We start from the raw sequence: 26,190 nt of genomic DNA, 5'->3' as shown, positions 1-26,190 counted from the left end.
CCGATTCCGCGCTTAGGGCCGCCAGGGCGGTGTCGCGGGAAAAGTGACCGGCAGCGCGGTCAGAGCGCGGTGGAAAGGTCCTGGCCGCCAGGCCAATTCGCGCACCGGCACGGCGGGCCGCAGTTCCGGCAGCGCGTCCAGCAACTGGTCGACCGCGTCCTGGCCGATCAGGTAGGCCGCGCTGCGGGCCGGACACGCGTGCGGTCCGGCGCCCCACGCCAGATGCGATCGGTTGCCGCTGTGGTCGTGCCCGCTGATCGCCGGATCGTTGTTGCAGGCCGCGAAACTGATCACGACCGGCTGATGGGCAGGCAGCCAGACATCGTCGATCAGGATCGGCTGGCGCGGATAGGTGACCGAGAAATTCGCCATCGGCGGATCGGTGAACAACACCTCGTCGAGCGCGTCTCGGGTCGACAGGCTCCCGCCAAGGACATCGCCGCCGAACCGGTCGTCGGTGAGGATCAGCACCAGGGTGTTGATGATCAGATTCTGCAGCGGTTCGATCCCCGCCCCGTAGAGCACGACGAGCTGGTGGATCACCTCCGTGTCGTCCAAGCCTGCCGGATGCCGCAGCAGCCGCGTCGTGATGTCCAGGCCCGGTTCGGCGCGCTTGTGCTCGAGCAGCCGCAGCAGCGCGGTGACGAGCAGGCGGTTGCCCTCCTCCGCGTCCACTCCGTCGAACACGGCGCGGGTAGCGGCGGCGACTTCCTTCCCGATCTCCGGCGGGCAGCCCAGCATGGCGTTGATCGCCTCGAAGGCCAGCGGTAGAGCGTACTGCGATACCAGATCGGCGCTGCCCGTCGCGCAGAAGGTGTTGATCAGCGGCACAGCGATCCGCTCCACCGTCTCGTGTAAGGCGTGCAGGTCGACGGCGTCGATGCTCGCGGTGTTCGCCTGGCGGTAGCGCGCGTGTTCCTCCCCCGTGCTGCGCATGGCGTTGGGACGCCACTCCAGCACCGGCAACACCGGGCAGTCGGCGGTCACGTTCGCCTGCCAGGTGCGCGGGTCGGCGGGAAAGTGCGCCGGGTCGTGCATGATTCGCACCGCCGTGTGATAGCTGAGCACCAACGTCGCGGGCACGCCCGGCGCCAGTTCGACCGGCGCCATCGAGCCGTAGCGGGCGCGCATGTCGCGGTAGGAGCGATGCGGATCGGCCGCGAACTCCGGGGAATACAGCGATACGCGCTCGACGTCGTGGTCGATGGGCGAACCATGATGCGCGCCAGGGGCGTCCGCGGTGCGGTCGAAGTCTCGGGGTGTGGTCAACGCGTCACTCTCACGGTAGGAGCGTTCGCACCGAGCGCGGGCGCACTCGGCGCGGATCGTCGCGACGGCGCTCGGCCCATACGGCGCACCACTGCGACGCATCGTCCCGACCGCGCAGCGGATCGACACACAGGATCGTCGCGTAGGTAGCTCACGGGCATCGGTAATGACGCGCGACCTGCGGTGATGCGACCGCCCCCTCCGCACGGCAACGAAATCGCGGACGACTCACCGCTGCGGACCGGCCACGATCCCCGACAGCCGCGCCCCGGCGACACCGGGCGCGCGCGAATCCCGCAGTGACGCTCCGTATTCGCTACCGGCGGAAGGATCGACGGACGCATCCGATCCGGGACGGCAGGCACGCCGTTCGCCCGCATCCTGCGGGGAGACAAGCACTTCGACGTGCACGTGGCTGGTGTATAACTTCCATCGGCCCGGCCGACTCCCCCGACAAGCGATAGCGAGACACGATGCACGGTTACCTCAACCAGGTGTCCCACGGCACGACCCCCTCCGGCTATCCGACGCGCGAACCCGAGACCCCCGCCGTCGAGCCGCCGCGCACCGCGGATCTCGTCGTGAGCGCGCTGTTGTGGTTCCTGCCCGCGACGCTGGCTGCGATGTCGACGGTCCTGGCGCCGTGGTTCCTGATGGCGGGCGGCATCTGCGAGTCCAAGCCGGAATGCCGGGTCGATACCAGCGCGGGCGTCTGGATCATGGTGGGCGGCGGGATCGTCGGCTTCGCTGTGGGCGCGTTGCTGTCGCTGCTGGCGGCCCGGCAGGGGCGCGCGATGTTCCCTGGCGCGTTGGTCGGCGCGGTGCTGGTCCTGCTGGCGTGGTTCGCCGCCTCGTTCCTCATGGGCTGAACCGCGCGGGCGGCCACCGCGGCGCCGGTGCGGCCAGTGCGTGTCGGCGATGCCCCGGAAGCGGGCCGGCGCGGTGGGTGCCGCACCGCTCATCACTTCGAGGCCCTTCGGCGTCCGGACCTCGTCCCCGGCTCCCGAAAACTGGCGCGGGTGTACTATTCGCCGGAATCACTTCACCGCGGGAGCTCGGGCACGGCCGGGCTGAGAGGGCGGACCGCACGCGCCGCCGACCGCATGAACCTGTCCGGGTAATGCCGGCGTAGGGAGAGCGTTTCCGTCATGTCGTCGACCCGTACGAGCGCGCCGCGCGAAGCCCCGCTGACCCTCGATCAGCCCGCCCCGAAGGTGCTTTCGTTCTGGGACCAGAGTGCGTTCTGGGCCAATCTCGGCGTCAGCCTCATCGCGTTCTCCGGCGCGTACACCGTGCTCGCGCCGGACTCCGCGGGCGCGGCGCGGATCTCGATCGCGGCGGGCATCCTGGCGACCGTCCTCGGCACCCTGGTGGGTGGACTGATGCTCGGCGCGGCGGCGCTCACCGGCGCACGCACCGGGCAACCCGCGATGGTGCTGCTGCGCGGACTGTTCGGCGCGCGACTCAGTTACCTGCCCACCGTGCTCAACATCGCGCAATTGATCGGCTGGGGGACCTTCGAGCTGATCGTCATCGGCGACGCGGCCGGGGAACTGTTCGGCGGCGGTCCGCGCTGGCTCTACGTCGTGGTCGCGGGCGCGCTCACGACCGTCCTGACGATCTGGCCGCTCGGCTCGGTCCGTCTGCTGCGCAGGTTCGTGACCGCCGGTGTCGTGATCGCCCTGATCTGGTTCTACGCGCAGTTCTTCCGCGCCGGTCTGCCGGATCTGCGGGCGAACCCCGGCCCGAGTGGAAGCGGGCCGTTCGGCGTCGATTGGAACCTGTTCTGGGTCGCCACCGACGCCGCGCTGGCCGTCTCGATCTCGTGGGTGCCGGTCGCCGCCGACTACACGCGGCACGCCCGCACCGGCCGGTCCGCGTTCGGCGCGGCCAGCGGCGCGTACGGGCTCACCCAGATCGTCGCCTACGTCCTCGGCCTGTTCGCGCTGGCGCTGGCGACCGGCGAAGGCGGGCCGTACGCACCGTTTCTGCAGGTGAGCCTCGGCGCGCTGTTCTTCTTCGTCTTTGTGCTGCGGGAGGCGGACCAGTCCTTCGCCAATGTGTACTCCACCGCCGTGTCGATCCAGAATCTCGCGCCGCGCGTCGACCGCAGAGTGCTCTCGATCGGCCTCGGCGCGCTGATCACGGTGTCGGCCCTGTGGATGGACATGACGAACTATTTCGGATTCCTCGGACTCATCGGTTCGGTGTTCGTGCCTCTGCTCGGCGTGCTGGTCGCCGATTTCTTCCTGCGTGCCCACCGCGCATGGAACACCGCGCCGGACGCGCCCGCGCGATGGGGCATGGTGCTCGCCTGGCTGGCCGGGTTCGCGGTATATCAACTGATCAATCCGGGTGATGCCGGAGTGTGGACCGAATTCTGGGAGCGCGTCCGGCAGGCCCTGCATGTCACCCCGCAGGCGTGGATGAGCGCATCGCTGCTGTCGTTCCTGGCGGCGCTGGCGGTGGCCTGGTTGGTCGGCAAGGCGGCGAGGACGCCATCGGCGTAGCGCGTTTGCCACCATGGAGAGATGGGCCGGATCAGGATAGGCACGTCGGGCTGGGTCTACCCGCCCTGGCGCGGGACGTTCTACCCGGAGGGTTTGCCGCACAAGCGCGAGCTGACCTATTTGTCCGAACAGCTCGACAGTGTGGAGATCAACGGCTCGTTCTACTCGCTGCAACGCCCGTCGAGTTACCAGAAGTGGGCCGAGCAGACGCCGGACGATTTCCTCTTCGCGGTGAAGGGCAGCAGATTCATCACGCACATGAAGCGGTTGCGCGACGGTGACGACCTGCTGGCCAACTTCCTGGCATCGGGCCCGCTGGCGCTCGGACCCAAGCTGGGCCCGATCCTGTGGCAGCTGCCGCCGACGTTCCGTTTCGACGCCGACGTGCTGGACGACTTCTTGTCCCGGCTGCCGCGCGGCACCGAGCAGGCCGCGGAGATCGCGCGGCGGCACGATCACCGCGTCGACCCCCCGTACACCAGCACCGACGCCGACCGGCCGATCCGGCATGCCATGGAGATCCGGCACGAAAGCTTTGTGACCCCGGCGTTCACCGATCTGCTCGGCCGCCACAACGTAGCCCTCGTCGTCGCCGACGCGGCGGGCAAGTATCCGCTGCTGGAAGAGGTCACCGCCGACTTCGTCTACATCCGGTTGCACGGCCACGACGAGCTCTACGTCAGCGGATACACCGACGAGGGTCTGGAGATGTGGGCGGAGAAGATCCGCGCGTGGGCCGGAACGCTGGACGTCTACACCTATTTCGACAACGACGCGAAAGTGCGGGCGCCGCGCGACGCCATAGCGTTGCGGGAACGCTTGGCGTCGGTCGTGTCGCCACGGCCGGCGGGATCGGGACAGTGACGCCGGCGCGGCAGGTCGCGGTCTGCGGGCCGAGGGAGTGCACACCGCAGGAAGCGGAGTGGGCGCGTGCGGTCGGCGGGCTCTTGGCGCGGGCGGGAGTCACCGTCCTGTGCGGCGGCGGGTCCGGGGTGATGGCCGCGGTCGCCGCCGGCGCCGCCGAGGCCGGTGGGCTGGTGATCGGCGTGCGGCCGGACACCGACCGCGCCGCGGTGTGTCCCGGCCTGTCCGCGGTGCTGTTCACGAACATGGGCGAGGCGCGCAACGCCATCCTGATCGAGTCGGCGGACGCGGTGATCGTCATCGGCGGCTCGTGGGGCACGCTCTCGGAGGTCGCACTGGCCCGCCGGCGCGGCGGCATTCCGGTTGTCGCGCTGGGCGGCTGGCAGATCCGCGACGCGCACGGACGGCCGATGGCGGCGACGGTGAACACGGCCGACCCGGCCGATGCGGTGCGCCGGGCGCTGGACGGGATCGGTTGCGAACCGGCCTGAGACCGCCGATCGATCCGGGGCGGACAGACAACTGTCGGCGACCGGTCATCGCCGAGCACCGCCAGTGCACCCAGGCGAAATTCGGCTCGCCCGTACTACGCCATAGATCCGCGCAAGATTCGCTGTCTCCAGCGAATTCGACACTGCCACGGCCGGTCCGGGTTGCCCAGCTACCGAATCCGCCCTCCCCCAATTCTTTCCGATCACGCAATCTTGCGCGTCACGCAAGTTTCGCTACGGTGGACGTGTGGCATTCGTCCTGGGCCTGCGCGAGCGCAAGAAGCTCGCCACCCGCGAGGCGCTCGGTTTCGCGGCGCTGCGACTGGCCGTAGAGCGCGGGCTGGACAACGTTCTCGTCGAGGACATCGCCGCGGCGGCCGGAGTCTCCGCGCGCACGTTCAACAACTACTTCGCCAGCAAGTACGAGGCCGTCTGCTCGGTGGCGGTGGACCGGGCCCGCCGGATCGCGGACGACCTGCGCGCCCGACCGGCCGCCGAACCGCTGTGGCCAGCGGTGATCCACGCCGTGCTGGCGGAGTTCCGCGACACCGAACCACCCGATTCCGCTTGGACCGCCGGCGTTCGCCTGATCACCCGCGCACCGTCGTTGCAGGGCGAATACCGCAGATCACAGGCGGTGATCGAAGGCGCGCTGGCCGAGGCCATCGCCGAGCGCACCGGCCGCGCGAACGATGCCGACATGTTCCCTCGAATCATGGCCGGGGCGGTCACGGCAGCGCTGTACGTGGCCATCGACCGATGGGTCGAGGCCGATCCCCCCGTTCCCGCGCTACCGGTCATCCGGGAAGCGTTGCGCCAGTTGACTCATCTCTCAGGAGCGTTTCCCATGGATGTACCGACCCAGCACACTCTCGCCGTGCCCGGTGCGACCCTCTACTACGAGATCCGCGGCACCGGCCCGCTGTTGCTGCTCATTCCGGGCGGCAACGGCGACGCCGGAGGCTTCGACGCCGTCGCCGAACGACTCGCCGACCGCTACACCGTGGTCGCCTACGACCGGCGCGGCTTCAGCCGCAGCCCCCTCGACGGGCCGCCGCACGATCGCATCGTCACCGACGGCGCGGACGCCGCCGCGCTGCTCACACACCTCACCGACCGGCCCGCCCATGTACTCGGCAGCAGTTCCGGAGCGATCGTCGCGCTCGAATTGTTGCGCGCCCGGCCGGAACTGGTGCGCACGCTCGTCGCCCACGAACCACCGCTGGCCACGCTGCTGCCCGACAGCGAGAAGTGGCTGACCTTCCTGGACGGCATCCACGAACAGAGCAGGACCGAGGGCACGGCCGCCGCCATGGCGGCGTTCGCGGCCGGCATCGGCATGCGGTCCACGCCGCCTCCCCCGGTCGACCAGTTGCCGCCGGAAGCCGCCGCGATGGTGACCAGGATCCAGCAGAACCTGCTGTTCTGGCTGGAACACGAGCTTCGGCAATATCCCCGGTACACCCCGGATCCGACGGCGTTGCGCGCGGCGTCCGACCGCCTGGTACTCGGCGTCGGACGCGAGTCGAGAGACACCTTCCCCGGCTTCCCGAACGCCGCACTCGCAAAGGAACTCGGCCTCGACCTCGTCGAGTTCGCTGGCGACCACATCGGCTACCGCACCGCCGCAGACGAGTTCGCCACACAACTCGACCGCGTGCTGACCCGCGAGGGAACCGGTGCCGGATCCTGACCGAGGACACGGCGACACCCTGCCACCGAGCGGCGAGGCACCCGCCGCGGCGGACTAAGCCGACTGGCGCAGGGGATGCAGGGCGGCCAGCGCGCGCAGGGCGTCGGCGCGCGAGATGGGCTGGTCGTTGTCCAGGGCGGCCAGTTCCAGTTCGATCCAGTCGCGGATGAGCGCGGACATGGTCACATTGCGCTGCTCGGCGGCCTTCTTCACCCGCTGGTGCAGTTCCAGTGGGATGCGCAGCGAGGTGGTGACGGTGACCGTGTCCTCGGCGCGCAGCGGCGGGGGCAGCTCGGCGGCGTCGACCGGCGCGTCGCTGTACTCCAGATCGGACAGGAAGTCCCGGACGTCCTCGGGATTCGTCGGATAGTCAGTCATCGGCGTGCTCCCAACGCTCGAGTTCGGCCACCTGCGCCTCGGTCATCTCGACCGCGCCCAGAATGTCCCACTGCCAGCCCTCGGTGCGGCGGACAGCGACGATGAGCGGCCGGCCCGCCTCGGTCCGGCCCCACACCGTCAGGACCGCGAGCTCGTTCCGGCCGCGCGCCCGCCGAGGCCATCGGCGAGCGCCCATGAGCACCTGCAGCACTTCGCGCGGGTCGATTCCCACCAGCGACAACAGTGCCCACTCAGGCCAGTTATAACCCACGATCAGCGATAATACAAGTGTATTGCGGGCGAGCTCACCGCGCTCTCGCCCGGGACAGATTCCAGCTCTGCCACGTGTCGTCGCCGAGACCCGACCGCAGCCGGGCACGCACCTGCGATCGCAGCGGCTCGGGAAGCCGTTCGGTCGCGGGCAGTATGTCCGGCGAGAGCGTGACCAGGTATTCGGTGTCCAGCGCCTTGCCCCGCTGCCAGCGAACGATGTTCTCCTCGGCGATCAGTCGCTCCGGGTCCAGCACGGCCAGCGCCAGCAAGGTGGCCATGGCGGTGCCGAGCACGGCGCGCGGCAGCCACGCCCGGCGCAGTCGCAGCACCGCGACCAGCACCAGGAGGTAGACCGAACCGAGCCACAGTTCGCAGGCTTCCACCAGCAGGCGCAGCACCGTGAAGCCGTAGGCCCGCTGGTAGGTCCACATCCGGCCGAGTGCGGAGGCGACGATCACCAAGGCGAGCACGCTCACCGCCGTGAGCAGCCCGCGCAGCCACCAGCGGTCGGCGGGCGTGTCCTGGCCCGCCCAGCGCAACACCACCACGAGCACCGCGAGGGTCAGGACGGTGACGGCCGACAGTTGCCAGAACCCGGTGCGGGCGTACTCGGCGTAGGTCAGGCCCGCCGTCTTCCTGACATGGTCGTCGCCGCCGAAGAGCACGACGAACTGGGTCGCGACGAAGGCCGCGAACAGGATGGCGAGCGCACCGACCGGCAGCGCCCATTCCGAGCGGCGCAGCGTGCGCCCACCCGCTCGGGCGGCAGCGGGCGGTGGCGGACCCGCGAGCACGAACAACGCCCCGAGCGCGCCGAGCGCGACCACTGCGAACAGCACGATCCACCGCACCACCGAGGGCACGTCCAGGTCCGGCGTCACGGTATCGAGCAGCGCGGCGAACATCGCGTCGGCGCTGCCGAGCAACGGAACGAACACCGCGAGCAACGCCACGGTCACCGCCACCGACACCCCGAGCCGCCTGGCCCGCGGCGCGTTCGCACCGCGCACCCCGGCGGTGCCGGCGTAGGCCCACGGCACCGCTGCGACCGCTTCGAGCCCCACGGCCAGCGTGTCGTAGAAGACGCCGTTCGCCGAGCGGCGGCCGACGACGGCCAGCGAACCGGCGACAGCTGCCGCGACCACGCACAAGGCGAACAGCCAGCCCGCGGCGCGGACGGCGCCTACCGCGAGCAGCGCCAGCGCGAGCGTCGCCCACCACACCCGTCCCGCCAGCCGTGCTCTGCGCGCGGAAATCCACCTGAAAGAAGGCCTTCCGGCCTTCTGCGCCGCTTTCGCGACGGCGTCTTCCGTCGCGCTCGCCACCGCCCTGCGGGCGTTGCGGTCGACGAGGACGACCGCCGTCGCGGCCACAACGGCCGCGAGAAGCCAGCCGATGCCGGGCCGGTCCCAGTGCACGAGAATCGCCGCCGCCAGACCCGAGACGAGCGCGGCGGGCACCACGCCCGCAGGACAGGCCACACGCCGCCACTTGGGTGGTCGCTGCCGGACGGTCGGCCCGCCCGGAGAAGGCCGGACGGACGCGCCGTCCTGCGCGGCGGAGCTCGCCGCCGGTCCCTCCGATCCGGCGACCGGAGGCGCACTCGTCGCAGTGCCGGAAGTTGTTGCCGCGGAGGCGGATTCGGTGCTCCACACCACCGCGGGCGCAGGGTCGGATTCGGGTTCCGGAGGCATGGTTCGTCCCTTCGACAGGCGTGCGGAATCACCCCGGCGCCGTCTTGGCGGTCCGGGTCGGATGAGGGGATGGATCAGCGGCCGGGCAGCACGACCCGGATCCGGGAGCCCGGCTCGGCGACGGCGATGGTGCCGCCGTGCAGATCGACCACCCAGCGGGCGATGGCCAGGCCGAGGCCGGTGCCCCCGCCCGCGGTACGGCCGCCCCTGGTGAACCGGTCGAACACCCGGGCGCGTTCGGCGAGCGGTATGCCGGGGCCGTCGTCCTCGACGTCGATCACGACCTCGCCTTGCGCGCCACGCACGGTGACGCGGACTTCCCCGCCCGCTGGCCCGTGGCGAGCCGCGTTGTCGAGCAGGTTCAGCAGCACTTGATGCAGACGCGCACGGTCGGCGTATACGCGGGCGGCGCCGGGCAGCACGTCGGTGCGGAACCGCACGCCGCGCCCGAGCGCGGCGGTCATGACCTCCGCCTCGGCGACGACGTCGGCCAGCAACGGCGCGATCGGCAGCTCTTCGCGGTCGAGCGGGAAGGCGCCCGCTTCGATGCTGGACAGGTCGAGCAGTTCCGAGACCAGCAGCGTGAGTCGCTCGGTCTGGGCCAGCGCGGTGCGCAGGGTCGCCGGGTCCGGCTCGGAGACGCCGTCGACGAGGTTCTCCAGTACCGCCTGCAAAGCGGTGATGGGCGTGCGCAACTCGTGCGAGACGTTCGCGATCAGGTCGCGGCGCTGCTGGTCGGCCGCGGCGAGGTCGGCCGCCATCTGATTGAACGCCTCGGCCAGTTGCCCGACTTCGTCGCGCGAACTCGCCCGCACCCGCAGGGTGTAGTCGCCGTGGGCCATGCGCTTGGCCGCCGCGGTCATCTCCCGCAGCGGCCTGGTGATGCCGTGGGCGAGGAACTGCGAGGTGAGCAACGCGATCACCACCGCGGTGAGCGTGGTGCGCGGGGGCAGCCAGCCGATCTTGAACCGGAAGAATCCGAACGCGACGCCGCCGGAGCACAGCATGAGGACCGCGAGCTTCAGCTTGATCGACTTCACCGGGTCCAACGGCCGTGGCAACAGCTCGGCTATCCGGTCGCTCACCCGGCGCCACCGGGCGCAACAGGTTGCGCGCTTTTCGTTTCCCACCTCCGGAATGCGCGCGGGACCGGCGCTCACCGGGCCTCCAAGGCGTATCCGACGCCCCGCACGGTGCGGATCAGATCGGCGCCGAGTTTGCGGCGCAACGCCTTGATGTGGCTGTCGACCGCGCGGATGCCCGCCGCGTCGGACCAGTCCCAGACGTCTTCGAGCAGCCGCTCGCGCGCGAGCACGGTGCGCGGGCGACGGGCCAGCCGGGCGAGCAGATCGAACTCCAGTGGCGTGAGCACGGCCTCGACCTCCGCGCGCCAGACCCGGCGCTGATCGACATCGATGCGCAGGTCGCCCACCAGGATCGTCGCGCCGTCGGGGGCGGCCGCCCGGTCGAGCCTGCGCAGCAGCGCGTGCACCCGGGCGGCGAGCACGCGCAACGAGAACGGCTTCGTCAGATAGTCGTCCGCGCCAACGCCAAGTCCGACGAGCTGATCGGTTTCGTCGGCGCGCGCGGTGAGCATGAGCACGGGCACCGGACGGCGCGCCTGGATGCGGCGGCACACCTCCAATCCGTCGAACCCCGGCAGCATGACGTCGAGCACCACCAGGTCGGGGCCGACGGCCTCGGCGGCGGCGACGGCCGAGGGGCCGTCGTGCGCAAGCTCGACGGTGTACCCCTCCGCCCGCAGGCGCGCCGCGACGGATTCGGCGATGGTCATCTCGTCGTCCACCACCAGGATTCGCCGTGCGGCCTGCGCCGGTGCGCTGTGTTCCATGCACCGAACCCTAGCCACCGGCTGTGGAGAGTTCCGGCGCCGATTGTGGAGATTTCGTGTGCATTCGCCGGCGTGGGCCGGCGTTCACGGCCGGGGCCACGGACGCTTGTCGATGCGTTCGATGTCGGTGTTGAACCGCTTCAGGAATCCGGCGAACGCGGCGACGTCCCCGGCCGACCAATCCGCCAGCACGTTCTCCAAAGCGCGGACGTTGTAGGCGCGCTCGGCATCGAGCTGGCGGCCGCCCTCGGCGGTGATGCGGAACTTGCGCGCCATGCCGCCGTCCGGATCCGGGATGCGTTCGATCAGGCCGGCTCCACGCATGGCCGTGGTCTGCCGGTGCAGCGTCGAGGTGTCGAGGCCGAAGGCGTCGCTGAGCTCGCCCACGGACATCGGGCCCTGCACGCGCAGCCTGCTCAGCACCGTGTAGGCGCTGCGGTCGAGGTGGCCGCGACCCCGGCGGGCCTTGGCGCTGAGGCTGTGCCGCCCCAGCAGCATGGTCTCGAACTCCACCGAAGATACGGGCTTGTCCACGCAACGCTCCTGCCGATATTCGCCAGCTCCCGGGCTCATCTCCGCACCTATACCACACCCCCACGGCGAGACCAGCGCATTTGCATAATACAATTGTTGTGCATAGTGCAATTTATGTGTACTATGCACAAGAATCGAGAGAGAGGGAGACCCGCGTGACAGCACCATCGGCAGCTCGGTCCGAGGGCATCGTCGGCGTACTCGCGGCGGCGGGCATCGTCGCCGCACTGATGCAAACCCTGGTGGTGCCGCTGATCGGGGACCTGCCCCGGATCCTGGACACCACGGTGTCCAACGCATCCTGGGTGATCACGGCGACGTTGCTCGCCGGCGCGGTGGCCACCCCGATCACCGGACGCCTCGGCGATCTCTACGGCAAGCGCCGCATGCTGCTGGCGTGCACGGTCCCGCTCATCGCCGGATCGCTGGTCTGCGCGCTCGCGAGTTCGGTCGTGCCGATGATCGCCGGTCGCGGCCTGCAGGGCATCGGCATGGGCGTGGTCCCGCTCGGCATCAGCGCGCTGCGTGACGTGCTGCCCGCCGAACGGCTCGGCACGTCCATCGCGGTGATGAGCGCGTCGATGGGCATCGGTGGCGCGCTGGGGCTTCCGCTGGCCGCGGCGGTGGCCGAGAATGCCAGCTGGCGTGTGTTGTTCTGGGGCTCGGCGGTGCTGAGCGCGGGTGTGGCCACGCTGATCTGGCTGCTGGTGCCCGCCATCCCGACGCGCGGCGGCGGCGGCGGTTTCGACGTTCCTGGCGCGCTCGGTCTCGGCACGGCGCTGGTGTGCCTGTTGCTGGCGGTGTCCAAGGGCGGCGACTGGGGTTGGACGAGCGGAACCGTTGTCGGCCTGTTCGCGGTCGCGGTCGTGGTCCTGGCGGTCTGGGGCTGGTGGGAACTGCGGACGGCGGATCCGCTGGTCGATCTGCGGGTGACCGCGCGCACGCAGGTGCTGCTGACCAACGCCGCCTCGATCGTGGTCGGATTCGCCATGTACGCGCAGTCGCTGATCGTGCCGCAATTGCTGCAACTGCCGCTGGCGACCGGTTACGGCCTCGGACAATCCATGCTGGCGATGGGATTGTGGATGGCGCCCGCCGGACTGGTGATGATGGCGGTCTCCCCGCTCGGCGCCCGGCTCTCGGCCGCGCGCGGGCCGAAGGTGACGCTCGCCGTAGGCAGCCTGGTGATCGCCATCGGCTACGGCTCCTCGGTCGTGCTGATGGGGTCCGCCTGGGGGCTGCTCATCGTGACCTGCGTGTGCAGCGGTGGCGTCGGCCTCGCCTACGGCTCGATGCCCGCGCTCATCATGAGCGCGGTCCCGCTGTCGGAAACCGCGTCCGCCAACAGCTTCAACACCTTGATGCGTTCGATCGGCACCACGGTGTCGGCCGCGGTCGTCGGCGTGGTCCTCGCGCAGATGAGCACCCGCCTCGGTGGGCACACCATCCCCACCGAGGCCGGTTTCCGCACCGGATTGCTGATCGGTTGTGGCGTCTCGGTGCTCGCGGCGCTGGTCGCACTGGCCATCCCGGTGCGCAAGCCCACCGAGGGACTGCCGCAGACAACCGACCTCGAGCCCGCGGCCGCGCGCGCCTGAGCGCGGCCCGCACTCGGGTCAGGCGAACAGCCGCGCGACGAACGGAATGCTGTCCGACAGTGAAGCGGCCATCGTGGCGCTGTGATCCTTGCCCGGATACACGTGGACCTCGGGCCGGACGCCGTGCGATTCCATATCGGCGATCAGCTTCGCGGTCAGCGGAGCGGGGACGTCGGTGTCGTTGGTGCCCTGCCCGATGAACAGCGGCCGGTCGTAGCCGGTGAGCGGAACGTCCATGACCGGGCGAGCCGTTGCGACGAAATCGCCGTCCGCGAGCGGGCGCGAGAACAACCGGTCGACCGAGATTCCTTGCGCGCGGTCGGCCAGCGGCTGGAAGCACAGCGATTCGGCGGCGGTTGCCAGTTGCTTGCCGACCGGGCTGAGATAGCTGTCGAGATCGAAGCCCGGTCGCGCCGCCTTCAGTCCGTTCATCACGTACGCGATATAGGCGGTGAGGTGCGCGTTGTCGATCGGGGGCGCGTCGGGCCCGAGGAACGAGGCGGCCTCGACGACGTTGGAGGCGGGGCCGGTGGCGACGGCGCCGCGGTAGTCGAGTTCGGGGGCGTAGGCCGTGGCCAGCGAGGCGGTGAACACCGCGGCTCCACCGCCCTGGGACTGACCGATCGCCACCCACTTCGACGACAGCGAATCGTCGACGGCGCGGGCCGCGCGCACCATGTCGATCCCCGCGTGCGCCTCGGCGCGTCCGTCCAGGTACGCGTGCGGCCCCGGGGTGCCCAGACCGATGTAGTCGGTCGCGACGACGGCGTAGCCCTGGCGCAACCAGGTCGCCAGATAGTCCAGGTCGCGCTTGCTGCGGCCTGCGGTCGACGGCGCGCACTCGTCGGCGAGGCCGACCGTCCCGTGCTCCCAGGACAGCACCGGCCAGCCGCCGCTCGGCGGCGTGCCGGCGGGAACGAAGACGGCGCCGCTCGCCAGCGCGGGCCGGTCGTCGGAGGTCCTGGTCCAGTACGTCAAGCGGCGAGCCGCGCCCGTGCCTTCGACCCACAGCTGTTCGGGCAGCGCCTCGTCGGTGACGACCGTGCCCGCGGCCGCGCCCGGCGCGGGCTCCGCCACGGCCGAACCCAGCGGAGGCCCCGCGAAGAGCAGTGCGGCCACGGCCACGGTGATTGCTGTACGTCGCACCGACATGGCGCCACCTCTCGGTCATCGGTTTGGTGTCTCGCCGAGACACTGTAGCGGCTAAAGTGTCACTTTGAGACACCAATGATGGTGACATCGCGGGGAGAGAGCGGGTATGACGGGTGTGAACGGTGCGCGTGACCGCGAGAAGGCGCGGGTGCGGCGGGAATTGGTCGACGCGGCGCTGCGGCTGTTCGAATCCCACGGGTTCGAGCAGACCACGGTGCAGCAGATCGCCGACGCGGCGCGGGTGTCCCGGCGCACCTTCCACCGTCACTTCCCGTCCAAACTCGCGGTGGTCTTCAGCCACGAAGAAGACCTCATGGCGCAGCTGCTCGCCGCCGTCGACCGGCGCCCGGCGAGCGAATCGGTACTGACCGCGCTGCGGGCGGCGCTGCGCGACTTCTTGCTCGACGAGCACGACACCAGCTCGCGCGACCGCCAGGCGGAGACGGCGCGCCGGGCCAGGCAGCTGCTGGTGGGCAACCCGGAATTGCGGCGGGAGAACTTCATCGGAGCACTGGGACGCCAGCGCGCGATGGCGCTGAACTTCGCCGCCCGCGCCGGGCTTCCCGCCGACGATCTGCGACCGCAGCTCACGGCCTCGGCCTGCTTCGCGGCCTTCGGCGTCGGCCTCGACCACTGGATGCTGGGCGCGGACCACTCGGTGCCGGCCCTGTACCGCGTCCTCGATCAGGCGGTCGAGTCGCTGCAGCAAGGCATCGACATCGAAGGCGCGAGCTGATCGCGCACCGCCTCGGCACAGCCCGCACCGCAACCTGTTTCACCCGGTTCGCATACCATCGCGAAGGTGATCACGGTGGCCACTTGGAACGTCCTGCATCGCGTCCACGCCGAGAACTGGTACGAGGACGTCGCCACCCGCTGGCCGGACGAGGGCGCGCGGATCGCCGAAGTCACCGCGCGAGTGGCCGAACGCACCGAGGGGATCATCGCGTTACAGGAGGTCAGCGGCGATCAGCTGGCGAGCCTGCGAATGGCCCTGCCGGACCGGACGTTCCACGCGATGCGGTATCAGCGGCTGCCGACGCCGCGGCGCATGCCCAGCTCGCTGCTCGACGGCGGTGAGTACCTCGTGGTGCTCACCGCGGGGCCGAGCAGGGAGGTGACCGCCGAATCCTTCGCCCACGATCACGGCAAGGGCGCGCTGGTCGTGGACGTCGGCGGCCTGACGGTGATCGCCACCCACGTCACCGGCGACCGGCGGCGCACCGACCAGTTCGCCCGCCTGGCCGAACTCGCCACCGACGCAGCGGAGGACGCCGCGGTGCTGCTGGGCGACTTCAACACCGACCGCGCCACCGTCGCCGCCGCGCTGGGCGAGGACTTCGTGGTCGCCGAGCACAGCGCCGACGGGCTACCAACCCGCCCGCGTTCCTCGGGCGCGAAATCGCAGCACATCGACCACGTAGTGGTGCACGGCGCGACCGTCACGGCGGCGTCGGTCGACGACATCGGCGGGGTGTCCGACCACAATCTGGTGCACGCGACCGTCACGGTGTGAGGCTCCGGCCGGCAGGCGGAAACGCTGCACCGCAGAGCGTTTGGGCGCGATTGCGCGGCTCGGCTGGACATCCCGGCACAGGTCCGTTCCGATGCGAACAAAAGCTACGACAGACGGTAGTATGAGCCGGTGCGTAATCCGACGATGATGGCGGCGCGACTGCGCGGCGCGTTCGTCGGATCCGCCGCCGCAGCGGTGAGCATCGCCGCGCACGCGCTCGGCGGCGGCACGATGGCGCCCGGGGCCGCGCCTGTCGCGCTGCTGATCGCCGCCTGCGCGGCGGTGGGTGTGCTGGCCGGGGCGCGGCCCCACCGGCACGGCATCGGCGAGATGATGGCCACGCTCGCGGTGGCGCAAGCAGTCGCGCACATCGCGTCCACGCTGTCGGCCCCGCATCAGCACGACGCGCGCGCGACCTCGGTCATGCTCGGCACGCATCTGGCGGCCGTCCCGCTCGGCGCGCTGCTCATCCGCGCCGCCGAACACGCTGTGCTGCGCGCGGCTTCCGACGTGCGCCGCACGGTGCGCGTGCTCGGCGAAGGGCCGAGCGCACCGGTCCGGATCGGCTCGCCCGCGTTCGAGCATGCTCCGCCCCATCCACGTCGCCCGCTGCTCGGTTCCGGCTGCGGCCTGCGCGGGCCGCCACCGCCGCGCTGACCTCTACCTCGCGCCGACGAGCAGCGCCATCGTCCCGGCCCCGCACTCGACGCTCGGTCCGCGACCTCGGATCGTCGCCGTCCGACGCGGTCGGCGAACGCCGTCGTCCACAGGGACGAACGCCGTCCGCCGCAGCTGGCACACGCCCGTCCGCTATGGCCGGCACACGCCGTCCCGCACCGGGTTCGACTGCGGTAGCCGACACGGGCATCGAGCCGACGAGCCGGTTCGCCGCGAATCCCGTGCACTGCGTTCTCGAAGAATCCGCGGTGCGGCTGCAGGATTCGATCGAAGCCCCCGCCGCCGGAGTTCCCGGTCTTGTGGCGATGCTCGACGTGTTCACCGACAGCACGGCTGACCAGCGCCCGCCGACGGATCGGCCGATGCGCCTGCGCTTTCGTCGGCGCGCACCCACCGAATCTCACGACTTGTGGAGTCCCCATGCCTGACAACCTTTTCCTTCCGCCCCGGGCCGCTCGCCTCCTGCGTGGCGCGCTCGCCGCCGCCGCGGTGCCCCTTCTCCTGACCGCGTGCTCGTCGGCCGACAAGACCGGCGACGTCGCATCAGCCGACGCGGTGACCATCTCCGACCAGTGGGTCAAGGCCGCCGACAGCGGGATGTCGGCCGCGTTCGGCGACCTGATCAACAGCGGCGACACCCCGCGCACCATCGTCTCGGCCACCAGTCCCGCCTCCGGCCGGATCGAATTGCACGAAGTGGTCGTCGACGCGAACGGGACGAAGGCGATGCGGCCCAAACGCGGCGGCTTCGTGATTCCCGCGCACGGCCGCACCCAGCTGCGCCCCGGCGGGGATCACATCATGTTCATGGACCTGCGCGGGCCCCTGCGCACGGGGTCGGAGATGTCGGTCACGCTGACCTTCGACGACGGCTCGACCACCACCTTCACCGCTCAGGTGCGCGACTTCGCGGGCAACCAGGAGAATTACCTGCCCGACCACGCGGGCGGCGAGGCACATGCGGGCGCGCAGACCCCCGCGCACGGTGGCTGACCGGAACGGACCGCGTCCCGCACGGATCAACCGGCGGCGTCTGCTGGGCGGCGGGGCCGCCGCGGCAGGCGTCGCCGGTGTCGGGCTCGGCGCGGCCGCCCGCATCGGACGGCGGGATTCCGATCCATCGCCGTGGGCGGCGACGGAGCCGTTCTACGGAGCGCACCAAGCGGGTATCGGCACCCGCCCGCAAGCGCACGCGGCGTTCGTCGCCGTCGATCTGCGACCGGGCGTCCGGCGCGACGACCTCGTGGGCCTGCTGAAGATATGGACCGGCGACGCCGCCCGGCTGACCGAGGGCCGCCCCGCCCTCGCGGACACCGAACCCGAACTCGCGCTGCGCCCGGCGCGGCTCACCGTCACGGTGGGTTTCGGGCCGGCGATGTTCGTGGCGGCCGGGCTGGAGCACCGCAAGCCGTCCTGGCTGCGGCCGCTGCCGCCGTTCACCATCGATCGGCTCGAACCCGCCTGGACCGGAGGCGATCTGCTCCTGCAGGTGTGCGCCGACGAGGCGACCACGGTGTCGCACACGGTGCGTGTGCTGTGCCGCAGCGTCACCTCGCTGGTCACTGTGCGCTGGGTGCAGCGCGGGTTCCGTGATGCCGCTCCCGGCCGCACACCGCGCAACCTGATGGGCCAGGTCGACGGCACGGTGAACCTGGCGCCCGGCACACCGGAATTCGACCGTCTGGTGTGGGACGACGGGGCCGCGCAGCCCTGGCTGGGCGGCGGCACCTCGTGCGTCCTGCGGCGGATCGCGATGACGCTGGACACCTGGGATCAAATCGACCGAGAAGAAAGGGAACTCACCATCGGCCGCACCATCGCCGACGGTGCGCCGCTCACCGGACACCACGAGTTCGACGAGCCGGACTTCACGGCCGTCGACACGAACGGGATTCCGGTCATCCCGCCGTCGTCACACATCGCTCGCGCGCACCACACCAGCGACGGCGAGCGTTTCCTGCGCCGCGGCTACAACTACGACGACGCGCCGACGCCGGGCGCCACGTCCAACTCGGGTCTGCTGTTCGCCGCCTACCAGCGGGACGTCGACAGCCAGTTCCTTCCGGTGCAACGCCGGCTCGCGGAGTTCGACGCCCTCAATGTGTGGACGACCCCGATCGGTTCCGCGGTGTTCGCCATCCCGCCCGGGGTAGCCGCACCGGGCGGCTATCTCGGGCAATCGCTGTTCGAGGGGTGAGGCATGTCCGGCGCCGCGGGGGCGCCGGACATCTCAGGTCCACAGCACGGCCACCAGGACGTTCACGATCGCCAGCACGCCGGCGGCGTCGCTCAGCCACGGCACCGGCTTGCCTCGCTTCTCGTCCGCGTGCCCGATCTCGGCGAACGCCGCCACCGCCACCGCGACGACCAGCTTCACGCCGATCTTCACCATGTTCGGATCCTTGCCGAGCGAGTCGATCGATTCGGCCATGCCGACCAGGACCAGCCCGGTGACCACCTGCAACCGCGCGCCCCAGACCATGACGTCCGATACGTTGGGGCGCCCGGCCACGTAACCACCCACCACGGCGGCCATTCCGAGCAGGTGCGCGACGACTACGACGTTGTAGATCAACTCTGACACGTTCACGCTGCCAACTTGCCATGGTTCGGGCGACAGCGCATTTCGCGACTACTCGACCGCCGGAACTACGTCGCGCGCAGCGTCACCTGACGGATGTGGCGGGTATGCCGCACGACCGACAGTAGATCGCACGAATTGCACCACACCCGTACGAAGGACGAACCACATGGTCGAAATCGGACGCGGTCGCATCCGGCGGCGCACCACCCGAGCAACCACCGCGATCGCGGCCGCGATCGCCGCGGGCGGTCTCGCCGTCGCGTGCACCGCGAGCAGAACCACGCACGCCGGCCCCACCGAGGACGCGCCGAAACCGACGATCGTCCTCGAACACGGCGCCTTCGCCGACGGATCCAGCTGGAACGACGTGATCGAGAAGTTGCGCGCGGACCACTATCCCGTGGTGGCCGCCGCCAACCCGTTGCGCGGACCCGCCGCGGACGCCACCACGCTGCGGGCGCTCGTCGACCACATCGGCGGCCCCGTGATCCTGGTCGGACATTCCTACGGCGGTTCCGTCATCAGCGCGGCCGCCGCCGGAAAGGACGAGGTGAAGGCGCTGGTCTTTGTCGCCGCCTTCCTGCCCGCGCCGGGCGAGACCGCGCTGGAGCTGACCGGAAAGTATCCGGGCTCCACCCTGCGCGGCACGTTGAACCCGGTGCCGTTCACCGGAATCGACGGCGGCGCCGGCACGGACCTCTATATCCAGCAGGACGAATTCCCTCAGCAGTTCGCCGCCGATGTCTCCGCCGACCGCGCCGCCCTGATGGCCGCCGCCCAGCGGCCGATCGCGCAGTCCGCGCTGGAGGAGAAGGCCACCGTCGCGGCATGGACCGAGAAACCCAGCTGGGACGTCATCACCACCGAAGACCGGAACATTCCGGTCGCGGCCCAGCGGTTCATGGCCGAGCGCGCCCACGCCAGCATCACCGAGGTCGCCGCTTCGCACTCCGTGGCCGTCTCGCACCCCGATGTGGTCGCCGACGTGATCGAGCAAGCCGCGCGGGCCACCCGCTGACCACATGCCCGGCCGTTGAACCCACTCGCGACCAGCGGCTTACGGCTGAATATCCTCCGCACCGAGCAGTCCTAGCGGTCACAGAGCATCCGAAATCCGCGCGGGCACAGCGCGGTCACGATCAGCCGGTGAACTCCCACACCGCCGGTCCCCGGCCGTGCAGTACCGCGGTCTCGGCTCCCAGCCACAGCGCCGCCGGGCCCGCGAAAAGCGCGGCGACGGCGCCCGCCGCCTGCCTGCCGGGGTGCGGCTCGGAGGGTAGCGGGCTGTCGTGCGTGGCCGCATGCCGCGCGGTCATCACGCTGCCCGCAGCGGGCCGGCGAAGGACTTGCGCAGCGAGGACGGGCCGACCAAGGGCAGCAGCGCGGCGAGGATCTTGCCTTTGACCGTCCGCGGAGTGCGCGTCAATTCCACGTCGACCCGGGTGCCGTCCTCGCCGGGGGCGGCCCGGAAGACCCAGCCGCCGCCCGCGCCGAAGAGTTTGGAGTCCAGGGTGGTGACGGTGACGGTGTCACCGGCCGGATCCCATTCGTAACGGGCGCGTTCCCACGCGGCCGCGGTGCCCTCGGTGACCTCCGCCCAGGTGTCACCGCGCTCGTGCACGACGAAGTGCTCGGCGTCGATGCTCGGCCATGCTTCGGCGCGGGCGGGGCCGAAATCGGTGAGCACGCGTACGACCTCGGCCGGGGACAGGGTGGACAGCAGGTGGAAGCGAACGGTGGCCATCGGGCTGCTCCTCGAGAATCGATCGATGCGGTCTGTGTCTGCGATTCCGGCCCCGTGTCGGCGGTTCCGGACGCTCATCGAGCATCGCTGTCGCGGGCAGGCCGCCGAATCCGTCGTGTGACGCTGTGCTGACGTAATCCGCTGCTCGGCGACGCCGTCGCGATGGCGGGCCCTACGTACACCGCGCGCTCACAGGTGGTCGGCGTCGATCACGGCCTGGGCGAACGGGCGTGGCGCCTCTTGCGGAACGTTGTGCCCGATGCCGTCGAGCACACGATGCTCGTATTTGCCGGCGAATTTGCCGCGGTAGCTTTTTCCGTCCTTGGCCGCGCCGTCGAAATCGCTGCTGACGGTGATGGCGGGCACGGTGACGGTGGCTCCGTCGAGTTGCCGTTCGTAGGCGTCGAATTCGGGTTCACCGGGCGCCAGGCCGAGCCGCCATCGGTAGTTGTGGATGACGATGTCGACGTGATCGGGATTGTCGAAGGCGGCGGCGCTGCGTTCGTAGGTGGCGTCGTCGAAGTTCCATTGCGGGGACGCGCGCCGCCAGATCAGCTTGTTGAATTCGCGGCGATTGCGGCTGTAGCCCAGCCGCCCGCGCTCGGTGGCGAAGTAGTACTGATACCACCAGCCGAGTTCGGCCTCCGGCGCGAGCGGTTGCTGATTGGCCGCGATCTGGGTGACGAGATATCCGCTCACCGACACGATCGCCTTGCAGCGCTGCGGCCACAGTGCGGCGATGACGTCGACCGTCCGCGCGCCCCAGTCGAATCCGCCGAGCACCGCTCGATCGATGTGCAAGGCGTCCATGAGGTCGACGATGTCGCGCGCGATCGCGGTCTGCTGGCCGTTGCGCACGGTCCGATCGGAAAGGAAGGTGGTGGATCCGTAGCCGCGCAGATACGGAACGATCACCCGGTACCCGGCCGCGGCGAGCAGCGGCCCGACATCGGCGTAACTGTAGGGATCGTACGGCCAGCCGTGTAGCAGCACGACGGGTTGCCCGGTGGCGGGGCCGAATTCGGCGTATCCGACGTTCAGGACCCCGGCATCGATCTGCTTGACCGGACCGAGTGTGGTGTTGGCTCCCGCTCCCGCGCGCAGGTCGGCGCCCGGTGCGGCGGCGCGGTCGGCGGCGCAGGCCGCCAGCGAGGTCCCGGCAAGGCCCGTGGCGCCCGCCGCGAGCGCTCCGCCGAACAGTCGTCGTCTGCTGATGGTCATCCGAACTCCTAGTAGCCTTCGCGGAGGGCCGGTGGTGCCGAGCCGGAGCTCATCGCCCTTTCCGGCCACGCCGATGACGCTAGGCAGCGACCGGATGCCGTCGCGAGCGTCGGATGACGTAATCGCCGTCGGTCATCGGGGACGGTGCGCCGCCCGCTCGGCGCATGCCCGGCGCGCGTCACACGGTCGCGTCGTCGGCGGGCAGAAGCGCCGCCAGATCCGTGCGGGAGCTGACGCCGAGCTTAGGGAAGATCCGATGCAGGTGAGTGCTGACGGTTCGATGCGACAGGTACAGCCGCTGCCCGATCTCCCGGTTGGTCAGCCCCTGGGCCGCCAGCCTGGCGATGCTCAGCTCGTGCGGCGTCAGCCGGTCGCGGGCGTCGGGGTCGCGGTTCGGGCTCGATTCCCCGGCACCGCGCAGTTCCAGCCGGGCTCGTTCGCTCCACGCGCTGAACCCGAGCGCGTCGAAGATCTCCCTGGCCGTGCGCAGCTCGGTGCGGGATTCGACGACCCGGCGCTGCCGCCGCAGCCATTCACCGTAGGACAGGTGCAGCCGCCCCCGCTCGGCGGGCCAGACGGTGAGGTCTTCGGCGAGCGCGCTGGTGAAGTGAGCTTCTGCGTCGTCGTCGGCCAAGAGGGCATGGGCGTATCGCCATCCGATGTGCAGAGCGGGCGAGGGCGTGGACGCCACGGCTCGCTCCAGGTCGCGCAGCACATCTCGCAGCGCGTCGGCCCGCCCGGCCCGAATCGCCGCGTCGGTGAGTTCGGCCAGGAAATAGGCGCGCAGCGCGGGCGAATACGACGGGTCCCGCGGATCGTGCAACCGGCGCAGATCGGCGAAGGCGTCGTCGTACCGGCCCTCGCCGAGCGCCGCGAGCCCGCGCGCGAGTCGCACCGTGGCCAGGACCGGTCGTGCGCCCGCGGCGAGTCCGACCCGTTCCGCAGTACCCGCCAGCGTCGCCGCCTGCGCGTAATCACCTCTCAGCGCGGCGATTTCGGCTTGCACGGCGATGGCGAGCCCATACATGAAGGGCTGACCGGTTTCCTGGGCGAAGTCCGCGGCCTCGGCCGCGGCGGGCGCGGCGGCGGTGAGATCGCCGAGGCGAGCCAGGCTCCACGCCTGCACGGTGAGCGCACGCGGCAGCAGCCCCAGATGCCCGTCGGCGCGGAATCCCGGTGCGGCCGCGGCGGAGAAGTGGGCGGCGAGATCGAAAGCGCCCACCTGCAGGGACGCGCTGCCCAGAAACCGGTCGACCTCGGGAGCACGACCGGCGCCCGCGGCCAGGGCGCGCAGCATGCCGATAACCCGTTCCCCTCGCTCGAAGGGAGCGACATACGCGGAGACCGCGACCAGGCGCGGATCATCGTCGGGGATGGGAAGGTCGTCGGCCACGGCCAGCAGCGCGGGGCGCGCCCCTGGCTCGGGTTCGGCCCAGAAACAGCGCATCGCCGCACCCCACAGGATCCGCATCGCCGCGTCCGGGTGCCCGTCGGCGGCGACGGAGGCGGCCAGCTTCGCCAACTCGCCGATCCGCGAGGGACTTTCGCGTACGCCGTCGTCGAATCCGCTGAGCAGCCAGGCCGCCGTGGCCCGCTGCCGGGATGTGGTGGGCAGTGCGCGCGCGGCCGCGACGAGCCGCTCGGCGGTATCACGGCGGCCGGAATCGACGGCGACTTCGGCCGCGCGCAGCAATCGGTCCGCGCGCCGCCGCGGGTCGCCGCTGAGGTCGGCGGCTCGCTCCCATGCGGTGACGGCGCCGCCGCCGTGCCGCGCCCGTTCGGCGACCTCCTCCAACTCGCGCGCCACCTGTTCGTCCGGGCCGGCGGCGGCCGCGGCCCGCCGCCATGCGCGCCGTTCCGGGTCGGTGATGACGTCGACGAGCGCGCGGTGGACGCGCGCACGCTCGTCGGCCGTCGCCGTCGCGATCAAAGCCGAGCGCATCAGGGGATGCCGGAAGACGACGGTGCCGGGCCCGGTGGCCAGCAGCCGGGATTCGATAGCGGGCGTGAGGATTTCGAGCTCGGCCGGTGTGCCGAGGAGAACGCTCGCCGCGGCGAGTATCTCGGTGGCGGAGTCGCTGTCGTCGAGTGCGGCGACCAGCAGCGCGGTCCGGGTGGCGGCGGGCAGCGTCGCGCTGCGCGCGGTGAAAGCGCGTTCCAGCCGTTCGGTCAGCGGCGGCGGCGCGGGAAGCTCCGCGAGATCGCTCACCGCGGTCGGCAGCTCGGTCAGCGCCAGCGGGTTGCCGTGCGCCTCGGCCAGCAGCCGATCGCGGATTCGCGCGGGTAACCCGGGGGCCGCCTGGTCCAGCAGCGCGGCGGCGTCGTCCTCCGACAGCGGTTCGAGCCTCAGCACGCTCAGCCCCGCGTCGGCGAGCGGCGTGCCGTTCCCCTCGCGCAGGGTGGCGATCAGTGCGACCGGCTCGGCATCGATGCGGCGGGCGACGAACGCGAGGACCTCCGCGCTGGCGGGGTCGAGCCACTGCACATCCTCCGCGACGCAAAGCAGCGGCCGTTCGGCCGCCACGTCGGTCAGCAGCGTCAGCGCCGCGAGCCCGACCAGATATGCCGTGGGTTCCTCGCCGCTGTCCGACAGGCCCAGAGCGCTTGTCAGCGCGTCGAATTGCCGGGCGGGCAGCCCGTCCAGCGACTTTCGCAGCGGATACAGCAGCCGGTGCAGCCCGGCGTAGGCGTAGTTCTGCTCGGACTCCGCCCCCGCCGTCCGCAGCACCCGCGAGCCCGAGATGGCCGCCGCGGCGATCGCCTCCTGAACCAGCGCCGACTTCCCGACCCCGGCCTCACCCCGGATCAGAACCCCGTGGCGATCCCCGGGGCCCTCGACGAGCGCTACCAGCTCTTTCAGCTCGTCATCCCGCCCGACCAGCGGCATGGTGCGCGCTCCTTTCCGGCTCCGTTCGTGCCCGGCTCCCGCCGCGAACCCTACCGAAGCGGGCGAAACACAGACCCGAAACCGCGTAGCGGCCGGACGGCCGCGCGGCTAGGGTGACGAGTCGTTGTTGACGGACTTGGCTTCTCACCTGGCGGTGAGAGTATTCGGGGTTGACGTATGAGCAGCGCATCGGCCACTGTCACGCTCGACCGGCTGCGCCGGGATTTGCGGGAATTCGCGCGCCTGGCCCGAGCAGGTTACGACCCCGCCGTGGTGGATCCGGTGCTCGAAGCCCTCGCCGAGCTGTGGACCGGCTCGGTGGTAGGTGTGCGCACCACGACCCATCCGGTCCCCGACCGCGAAGTCAACGCCAGGGTGCAGCACTCGGGTCCACCGGCCGAGCTGGTGGAGACGTTGCGCGAAGCCGGACTGATCAGCTTCACCGGACATCCGATGGAGCGACTGCTGCACGAGGTCTGCGCGGAGATCCCGGCGGGATCAGCCGTCGACCTCTCCCTCACCGGCGGTGTGCAGAAGGTCTGGCTGTTCTTCGCCGACGTCCTCGATGTCGAGCGGATGCTCGCCTTTCCCGGTATCCCGGACGCGGCACGCTCGCATGCCGAGCACTTGACCCGCTACGGCGGCAAGGTCGGCATCCTTGCGGTCGATTTCCCCGCGCGAACCATGAACCTGTACTCCCAGGTGCTGCCCCCTGGTGCGGTCGGCGCCGACGACATCGCCACGATCCTGACCGATCTGGATTTCGTGGCGGCCACCGACGAAGAATTGGCCCTGTTCGACGGCACGTTCAACGTCTACCGCACGTTTTCCTGGACATCGCCGCGCATGCAGCGAGTCTGCTTCCCGCAGCGCTATCAGGAAGAGAACTTCCCGCGTCACCTCGATCCGGTGCTGACCCGTTTCGTCGACGGAGCCCCGCGCGCCTTCGAGGGCCCACGCGGCTTCACCCTCTACGCCGCCTACGGCCCGCGATCGCGCTACTACAAAGTGCAAGCCGAATACACCACCGTCCACGCTGCCGCCATCCCCGGCGGCGGCGCCCCGCCACCGGCGAAGTAGACGCGGCGTACCTCACGCGCGGACCGGACGGGCCCTCTGCCGCCGCGTGAAATACCGCCGGACGGACGGCGGCGAGGAGGCCACCGACGAACAGTGACCCAGCCGACAGCATAATCTGGAATTGTTCCAATAAAGCCAGGCGTTGTTCTCCATGAAGATCCGAAAGGAGTGC

27 protein-coding genes and 1 riboswitch are annotated in these 26,190 nt (G+C 70.6%); of the genes, 14 read left to right on the top strand and 13 right to left on the bottom strand.

Annotation, left to right across the window (positions count from 1 at the left end; translation table 11 throughout):
- Nucleotides 1-12 precede the first annotated feature (12 nt).
- Nucleotides 13-1,269, bottom strand: a complete 1,257-nt coding sequence (locus tag ACWDMM_RS24535; protein WP_195083064.1) for a cytochrome P450 — start codon at nt 1,267-1,269, stop codon at nt 13-15.
- Nucleotides 1,270-1,742: 473 nt separating this feature from the next.
- On the opposite strand from ACWDMM_RS24535, the gene ACWDMM_RS24530 reads away from it, so the two are divergent.
- The 5 genes from ACWDMM_RS24530 to ACWDMM_RS24510 all read left to right on the top strand — a co-directional run bounded on the left by ACWDMM_RS24530 (nt 1,743) and on the right by ACWDMM_RS24510 (nt 6,827).
- Nucleotides 1,743-2,138, top strand: a complete 396-nt coding sequence (locus ACWDMM_RS24530; RefSeq protein ID WP_195083063.1) for a hypothetical protein — start codon at nt 1,743-1,745, stop codon at nt 2,136-2,138.
- 168 nt (nt 2,139-2,306) lie between these two features.
- Nucleotides 2,307-2,422, top strand: a riboswitch (TPP riboswitch).
- Nucleotides 2,418-3,779: a purine-cytosine permease family protein gene (locus tag ACWDMM_RS24525; RefSeq protein ID WP_195083062.1), complete on the top strand. Its 1,362-nt coding sequence runs from the start codon at nt 2,418-2,420 to the stop codon at nt 3,777-3,779. Its footprint overlaps the riboswitch before it by 5 nt.
- Before the next feature lie 21 nt (nt 3,780-3,800).
- Nucleotides 3,801-4,643, top strand: coding sequence for a DUF72 domain-containing protein (locus ACWDMM_RS24520; RefSeq protein WP_195083061.1), 843 nt, complete (start codon nt 3,801-3,803; stop codon nt 4,641-4,643).
- Nucleotides 4,640-5,134 carry an SLOG cluster 4 domain-containing protein gene (locus ACWDMM_RS24515; protein WP_195083060.1) on the top strand — a complete coding sequence of 165 codons (495 nt, stop codon included), beginning with the start codon at nt 4,640-4,642 and terminating at the stop codon, nt 5,132-5,134. Before ACWDMM_RS24520 ends, ACWDMM_RS24515 begins: the two co-directional genes overlap by 4 nt.
- Nucleotides 5,135-5,381: 247 nt before the next feature.
- Nucleotides 5,382-6,827, top strand: coding sequence for an alpha/beta fold hydrolase (locus ACWDMM_RS24510; protein WP_323124631.1), 1,446 nt, complete (start codon nt 5,382-5,384; stop codon nt 6,825-6,827).
- A gap of 54 nt (nt 6,828-6,881) precedes the next feature.
- Here the strand turns inward: ACWDMM_RS24510 and ACWDMM_RS24505 are convergent, their stop codons facing one another.
- The 6 genes from ACWDMM_RS24505 to ACWDMM_RS24480 form a co-directional block, all read right to left on the bottom strand.
- On the bottom strand, nt 6,882-7,205 hold the full coding sequence (locus tag ACWDMM_RS24505) for a ribbon-helix-helix domain-containing protein (RefSeq protein ID WP_195083059.1): 324 nt from the start codon (nt 7,203-7,205) through the stop codon (nt 6,882-6,884).
- Complete coding sequence (locus ACWDMM_RS24500) at nt 7,198-7,476, bottom strand: hypothetical protein (RefSeq protein WP_067809176.1); 279 nt, start codon at nt 7,474-7,476, stop codon at nt 7,198-7,200. The genes ACWDMM_RS24505 and ACWDMM_RS24500 overlap by 8 nt, the downstream gene beginning before the upstream one ends.
- Nucleotides 7,477-7,510: 34 nt before the next feature.
- Nucleotides 7,511-8,959 carry a DUF4153 domain-containing protein gene (locus ACWDMM_RS24495; RefSeq protein WP_323124632.1) on the bottom strand — a complete coding sequence of 483 codons (1,449 nt, stop codon included), beginning with the start codon at nt 8,957-8,959 and terminating at the stop codon, nt 7,511-7,513.
- A gap of 287 nt (nt 8,960-9,246) precedes the next feature.
- The gene (locus tag ACWDMM_RS24490; RefSeq protein WP_323124633.1) at nt 9,247-10,257 is read right to left on the bottom strand and encodes a HAMP domain-containing sensor histidine kinase; all 1,011 of its coding nucleotides are present in this window, start codon (nt 10,255-10,257) and stop codon (nt 9,247-9,249) included.
- A gap of 71 nt (nt 10,258-10,328) precedes the next feature.
- Nucleotides 10,329-11,024, bottom strand: a complete 696-nt coding sequence (locus ACWDMM_RS24485) for a response regulator (RefSeq protein WP_195083056.1) — start codon at nt 11,022-11,024, stop codon at nt 10,329-10,331.
- Between the two features lie 84 nt (nt 11,025-11,108).
- Nucleotides 11,109-11,558, bottom strand: a complete 450-nt coding sequence (locus ACWDMM_RS24480) for a MarR family winged helix-turn-helix transcriptional regulator (RefSeq protein ID WP_323124634.1) — start codon at nt 11,556-11,558, stop codon at nt 11,109-11,111.
- Nucleotides 11,559-11,713: 155 nt separating this feature from the next.
- On the opposite strand from ACWDMM_RS24480, the gene ACWDMM_RS24475 reads away from it, so the two are divergent.
- Nucleotides 11,714-13,156 carry an MFS transporter gene (locus ACWDMM_RS24475; RefSeq protein ID WP_195083054.1) on the top strand — a complete coding sequence of 481 codons (1,443 nt, stop codon included), beginning with the start codon at nt 11,714-11,716 and terminating at the stop codon, nt 13,154-13,156.
- 18 nt (nt 13,157-13,174) lie between these two features.
- Here ACWDMM_RS24475 and ACWDMM_RS24470 read toward each other — a convergent pair whose 3' ends face one another.
- Nucleotides 13,175-14,308, bottom strand: a complete 1,134-nt coding sequence (locus ACWDMM_RS24470; protein ID WP_195083053.1) for a lipase family protein — start codon at nt 14,306-14,308, stop codon at nt 13,175-13,177.
- Nucleotides 14,309-14,414: 106 nt separating this feature from the next.
- Here ACWDMM_RS24470 and ACWDMM_RS24465 point away from each other — a divergent pair, with 106 nt between their 5' ends.
- The 6 genes from ACWDMM_RS24465 to ACWDMM_RS24440 all read left to right on the top strand — a co-directional run bounded on the left by ACWDMM_RS24465 (nt 14,415) and on the right by ACWDMM_RS24440 (nt 18,699).
- Nucleotides 14,415-15,044, top strand: coding sequence for a TetR/AcrR family transcriptional regulator (locus ACWDMM_RS24465; protein WP_195083052.1), 630 nt, complete (start codon nt 14,415-14,417; stop codon nt 15,042-15,044).
- Nucleotides 15,045-15,119: 75 nt separating this feature from the next.
- A complete protein-coding gene (locus ACWDMM_RS24460; protein ID WP_323124635.1) occupies nt 15,120-15,824 on the top strand; it encodes an endonuclease/exonuclease/phosphatase family protein in 705 nt (234 codons plus the stop codon).
- A 129-nt stretch (nt 15,825-15,953) separates the two neighbouring features.
- Nucleotides 15,954-16,481 (top strand): hypothetical protein, encoded by a 528-nt coding sequence (locus ACWDMM_RS24455; protein WP_195083050.1) that lies wholly within the window; start codon nt 15,954-15,956, stop codon nt 16,479-16,481.
- A gap of 269 nt (nt 16,482-16,750) precedes the next feature.
- Nucleotides 16,751-16,930, top strand: coding sequence for a hypothetical protein (locus ACWDMM_RS24450; protein WP_195083049.1), 180 nt, complete (start codon nt 16,751-16,753; stop codon nt 16,928-16,930).
- The gene (locus ACWDMM_RS24445; RefSeq protein WP_449939737.1) at nt 16,923-17,495 is read left to right on the top strand and encodes a copper chaperone PCu(A)C; all 573 of its coding nucleotides are present in this window, start codon (nt 16,923-16,925) and stop codon (nt 17,493-17,495) included. The genes ACWDMM_RS24450 and ACWDMM_RS24445 overlap by 8 nt, the downstream gene beginning before the upstream one ends.
- Nucleotides 17,488-18,699 (top strand): Dyp-type peroxidase, encoded by a 1,212-nt coding sequence (locus tag ACWDMM_RS24440; RefSeq protein WP_323124636.1) that lies wholly within the window; start codon nt 17,488-17,490, stop codon nt 18,697-18,699. The genes ACWDMM_RS24445 and ACWDMM_RS24440 overlap by 8 nt, the downstream gene beginning before the upstream one ends.
- 33 nt (nt 18,700-18,732) lie before the next feature.
- On the opposite strand, the gene ACWDMM_RS24435 is transcribed toward ACWDMM_RS24440, so the two are convergent.
- On the bottom strand, nt 18,733-19,038 hold the full coding sequence (locus ACWDMM_RS24435) for a hypothetical protein (protein WP_195083087.1): 306 nt from the start codon (nt 19,036-19,038) through the stop codon (nt 18,733-18,735).
- A 214-nt stretch (nt 19,039-19,252) separates the two neighbouring features.
- Here ACWDMM_RS24435 and ACWDMM_RS24430 point away from each other — a divergent pair, with 214 nt between their 5' ends.
- Nucleotides 19,253-20,104 (top strand): alpha/beta fold hydrolase, encoded by an 852-nt coding sequence (locus tag ACWDMM_RS24430; RefSeq protein WP_195083046.1) that lies wholly within the window; start codon nt 19,253-19,255, stop codon nt 20,102-20,104.
- A gap of 121 nt (nt 20,105-20,225) precedes the next feature.
- Here the strand turns inward: ACWDMM_RS24430 and ACWDMM_RS24425 are convergent, their stop codons facing one another.
- From ACWDMM_RS24425 to ACWDMM_RS24410, 4 genes are all read right to left on the bottom strand, one after another.
- The gene (locus ACWDMM_RS24425; protein ID WP_195083045.1) at nt 20,226-20,402 is read right to left on the bottom strand and encodes a hypothetical protein; all 177 of its coding nucleotides are present in this window, start codon (nt 20,400-20,402) and stop codon (nt 20,226-20,228) included.
- Complete coding sequence (locus tag ACWDMM_RS24420; protein ID WP_195083044.1) at nt 20,402-20,830, bottom strand: SRPBCC family protein; 429 nt, start codon at nt 20,828-20,830, stop codon at nt 20,402-20,404. The genes ACWDMM_RS24425 and ACWDMM_RS24420 overlap by 1 nt, the downstream gene beginning before the upstream one ends.
- 189 nt (nt 20,831-21,019) lie before the next feature.
- Nucleotides 21,020-22,051, bottom strand: a complete 1,032-nt coding sequence (locus ACWDMM_RS24415; RefSeq protein ID WP_195083043.1) for an alpha/beta fold hydrolase — start codon at nt 22,049-22,051, stop codon at nt 21,020-21,022.
- A gap of 178 nt (nt 22,052-22,229) precedes the next feature.
- Nucleotides 22,230-24,938, bottom strand: coding sequence for an ATP-binding protein (locus ACWDMM_RS24410; RefSeq protein WP_195083042.1), 2,709 nt, complete (start codon nt 24,936-24,938; stop codon nt 22,230-22,232).
- 177 nt (nt 24,939-25,115) lie between these two features.
- On the opposite strand from ACWDMM_RS24410, the gene ACWDMM_RS24405 reads away from it, so the two are divergent.
- The gene (locus tag ACWDMM_RS24405; RefSeq protein WP_195083041.1) at nt 25,116-26,018 is read left to right on the top strand and encodes an aromatic prenyltransferase; all 903 of its coding nucleotides are present in this window, start codon (nt 25,116-25,118) and stop codon (nt 26,016-26,018) included.
- Nucleotides 26,019-26,190: the final 172 nt, after the last annotated feature.

Source organism: Nocardia sp. NPDC003726 (assembly GCF_053586955.1).
Note: the sequence above shows the minus strand (reverse complement) of the source record. Positions and strands in the feature narration are given on the sequence as shown.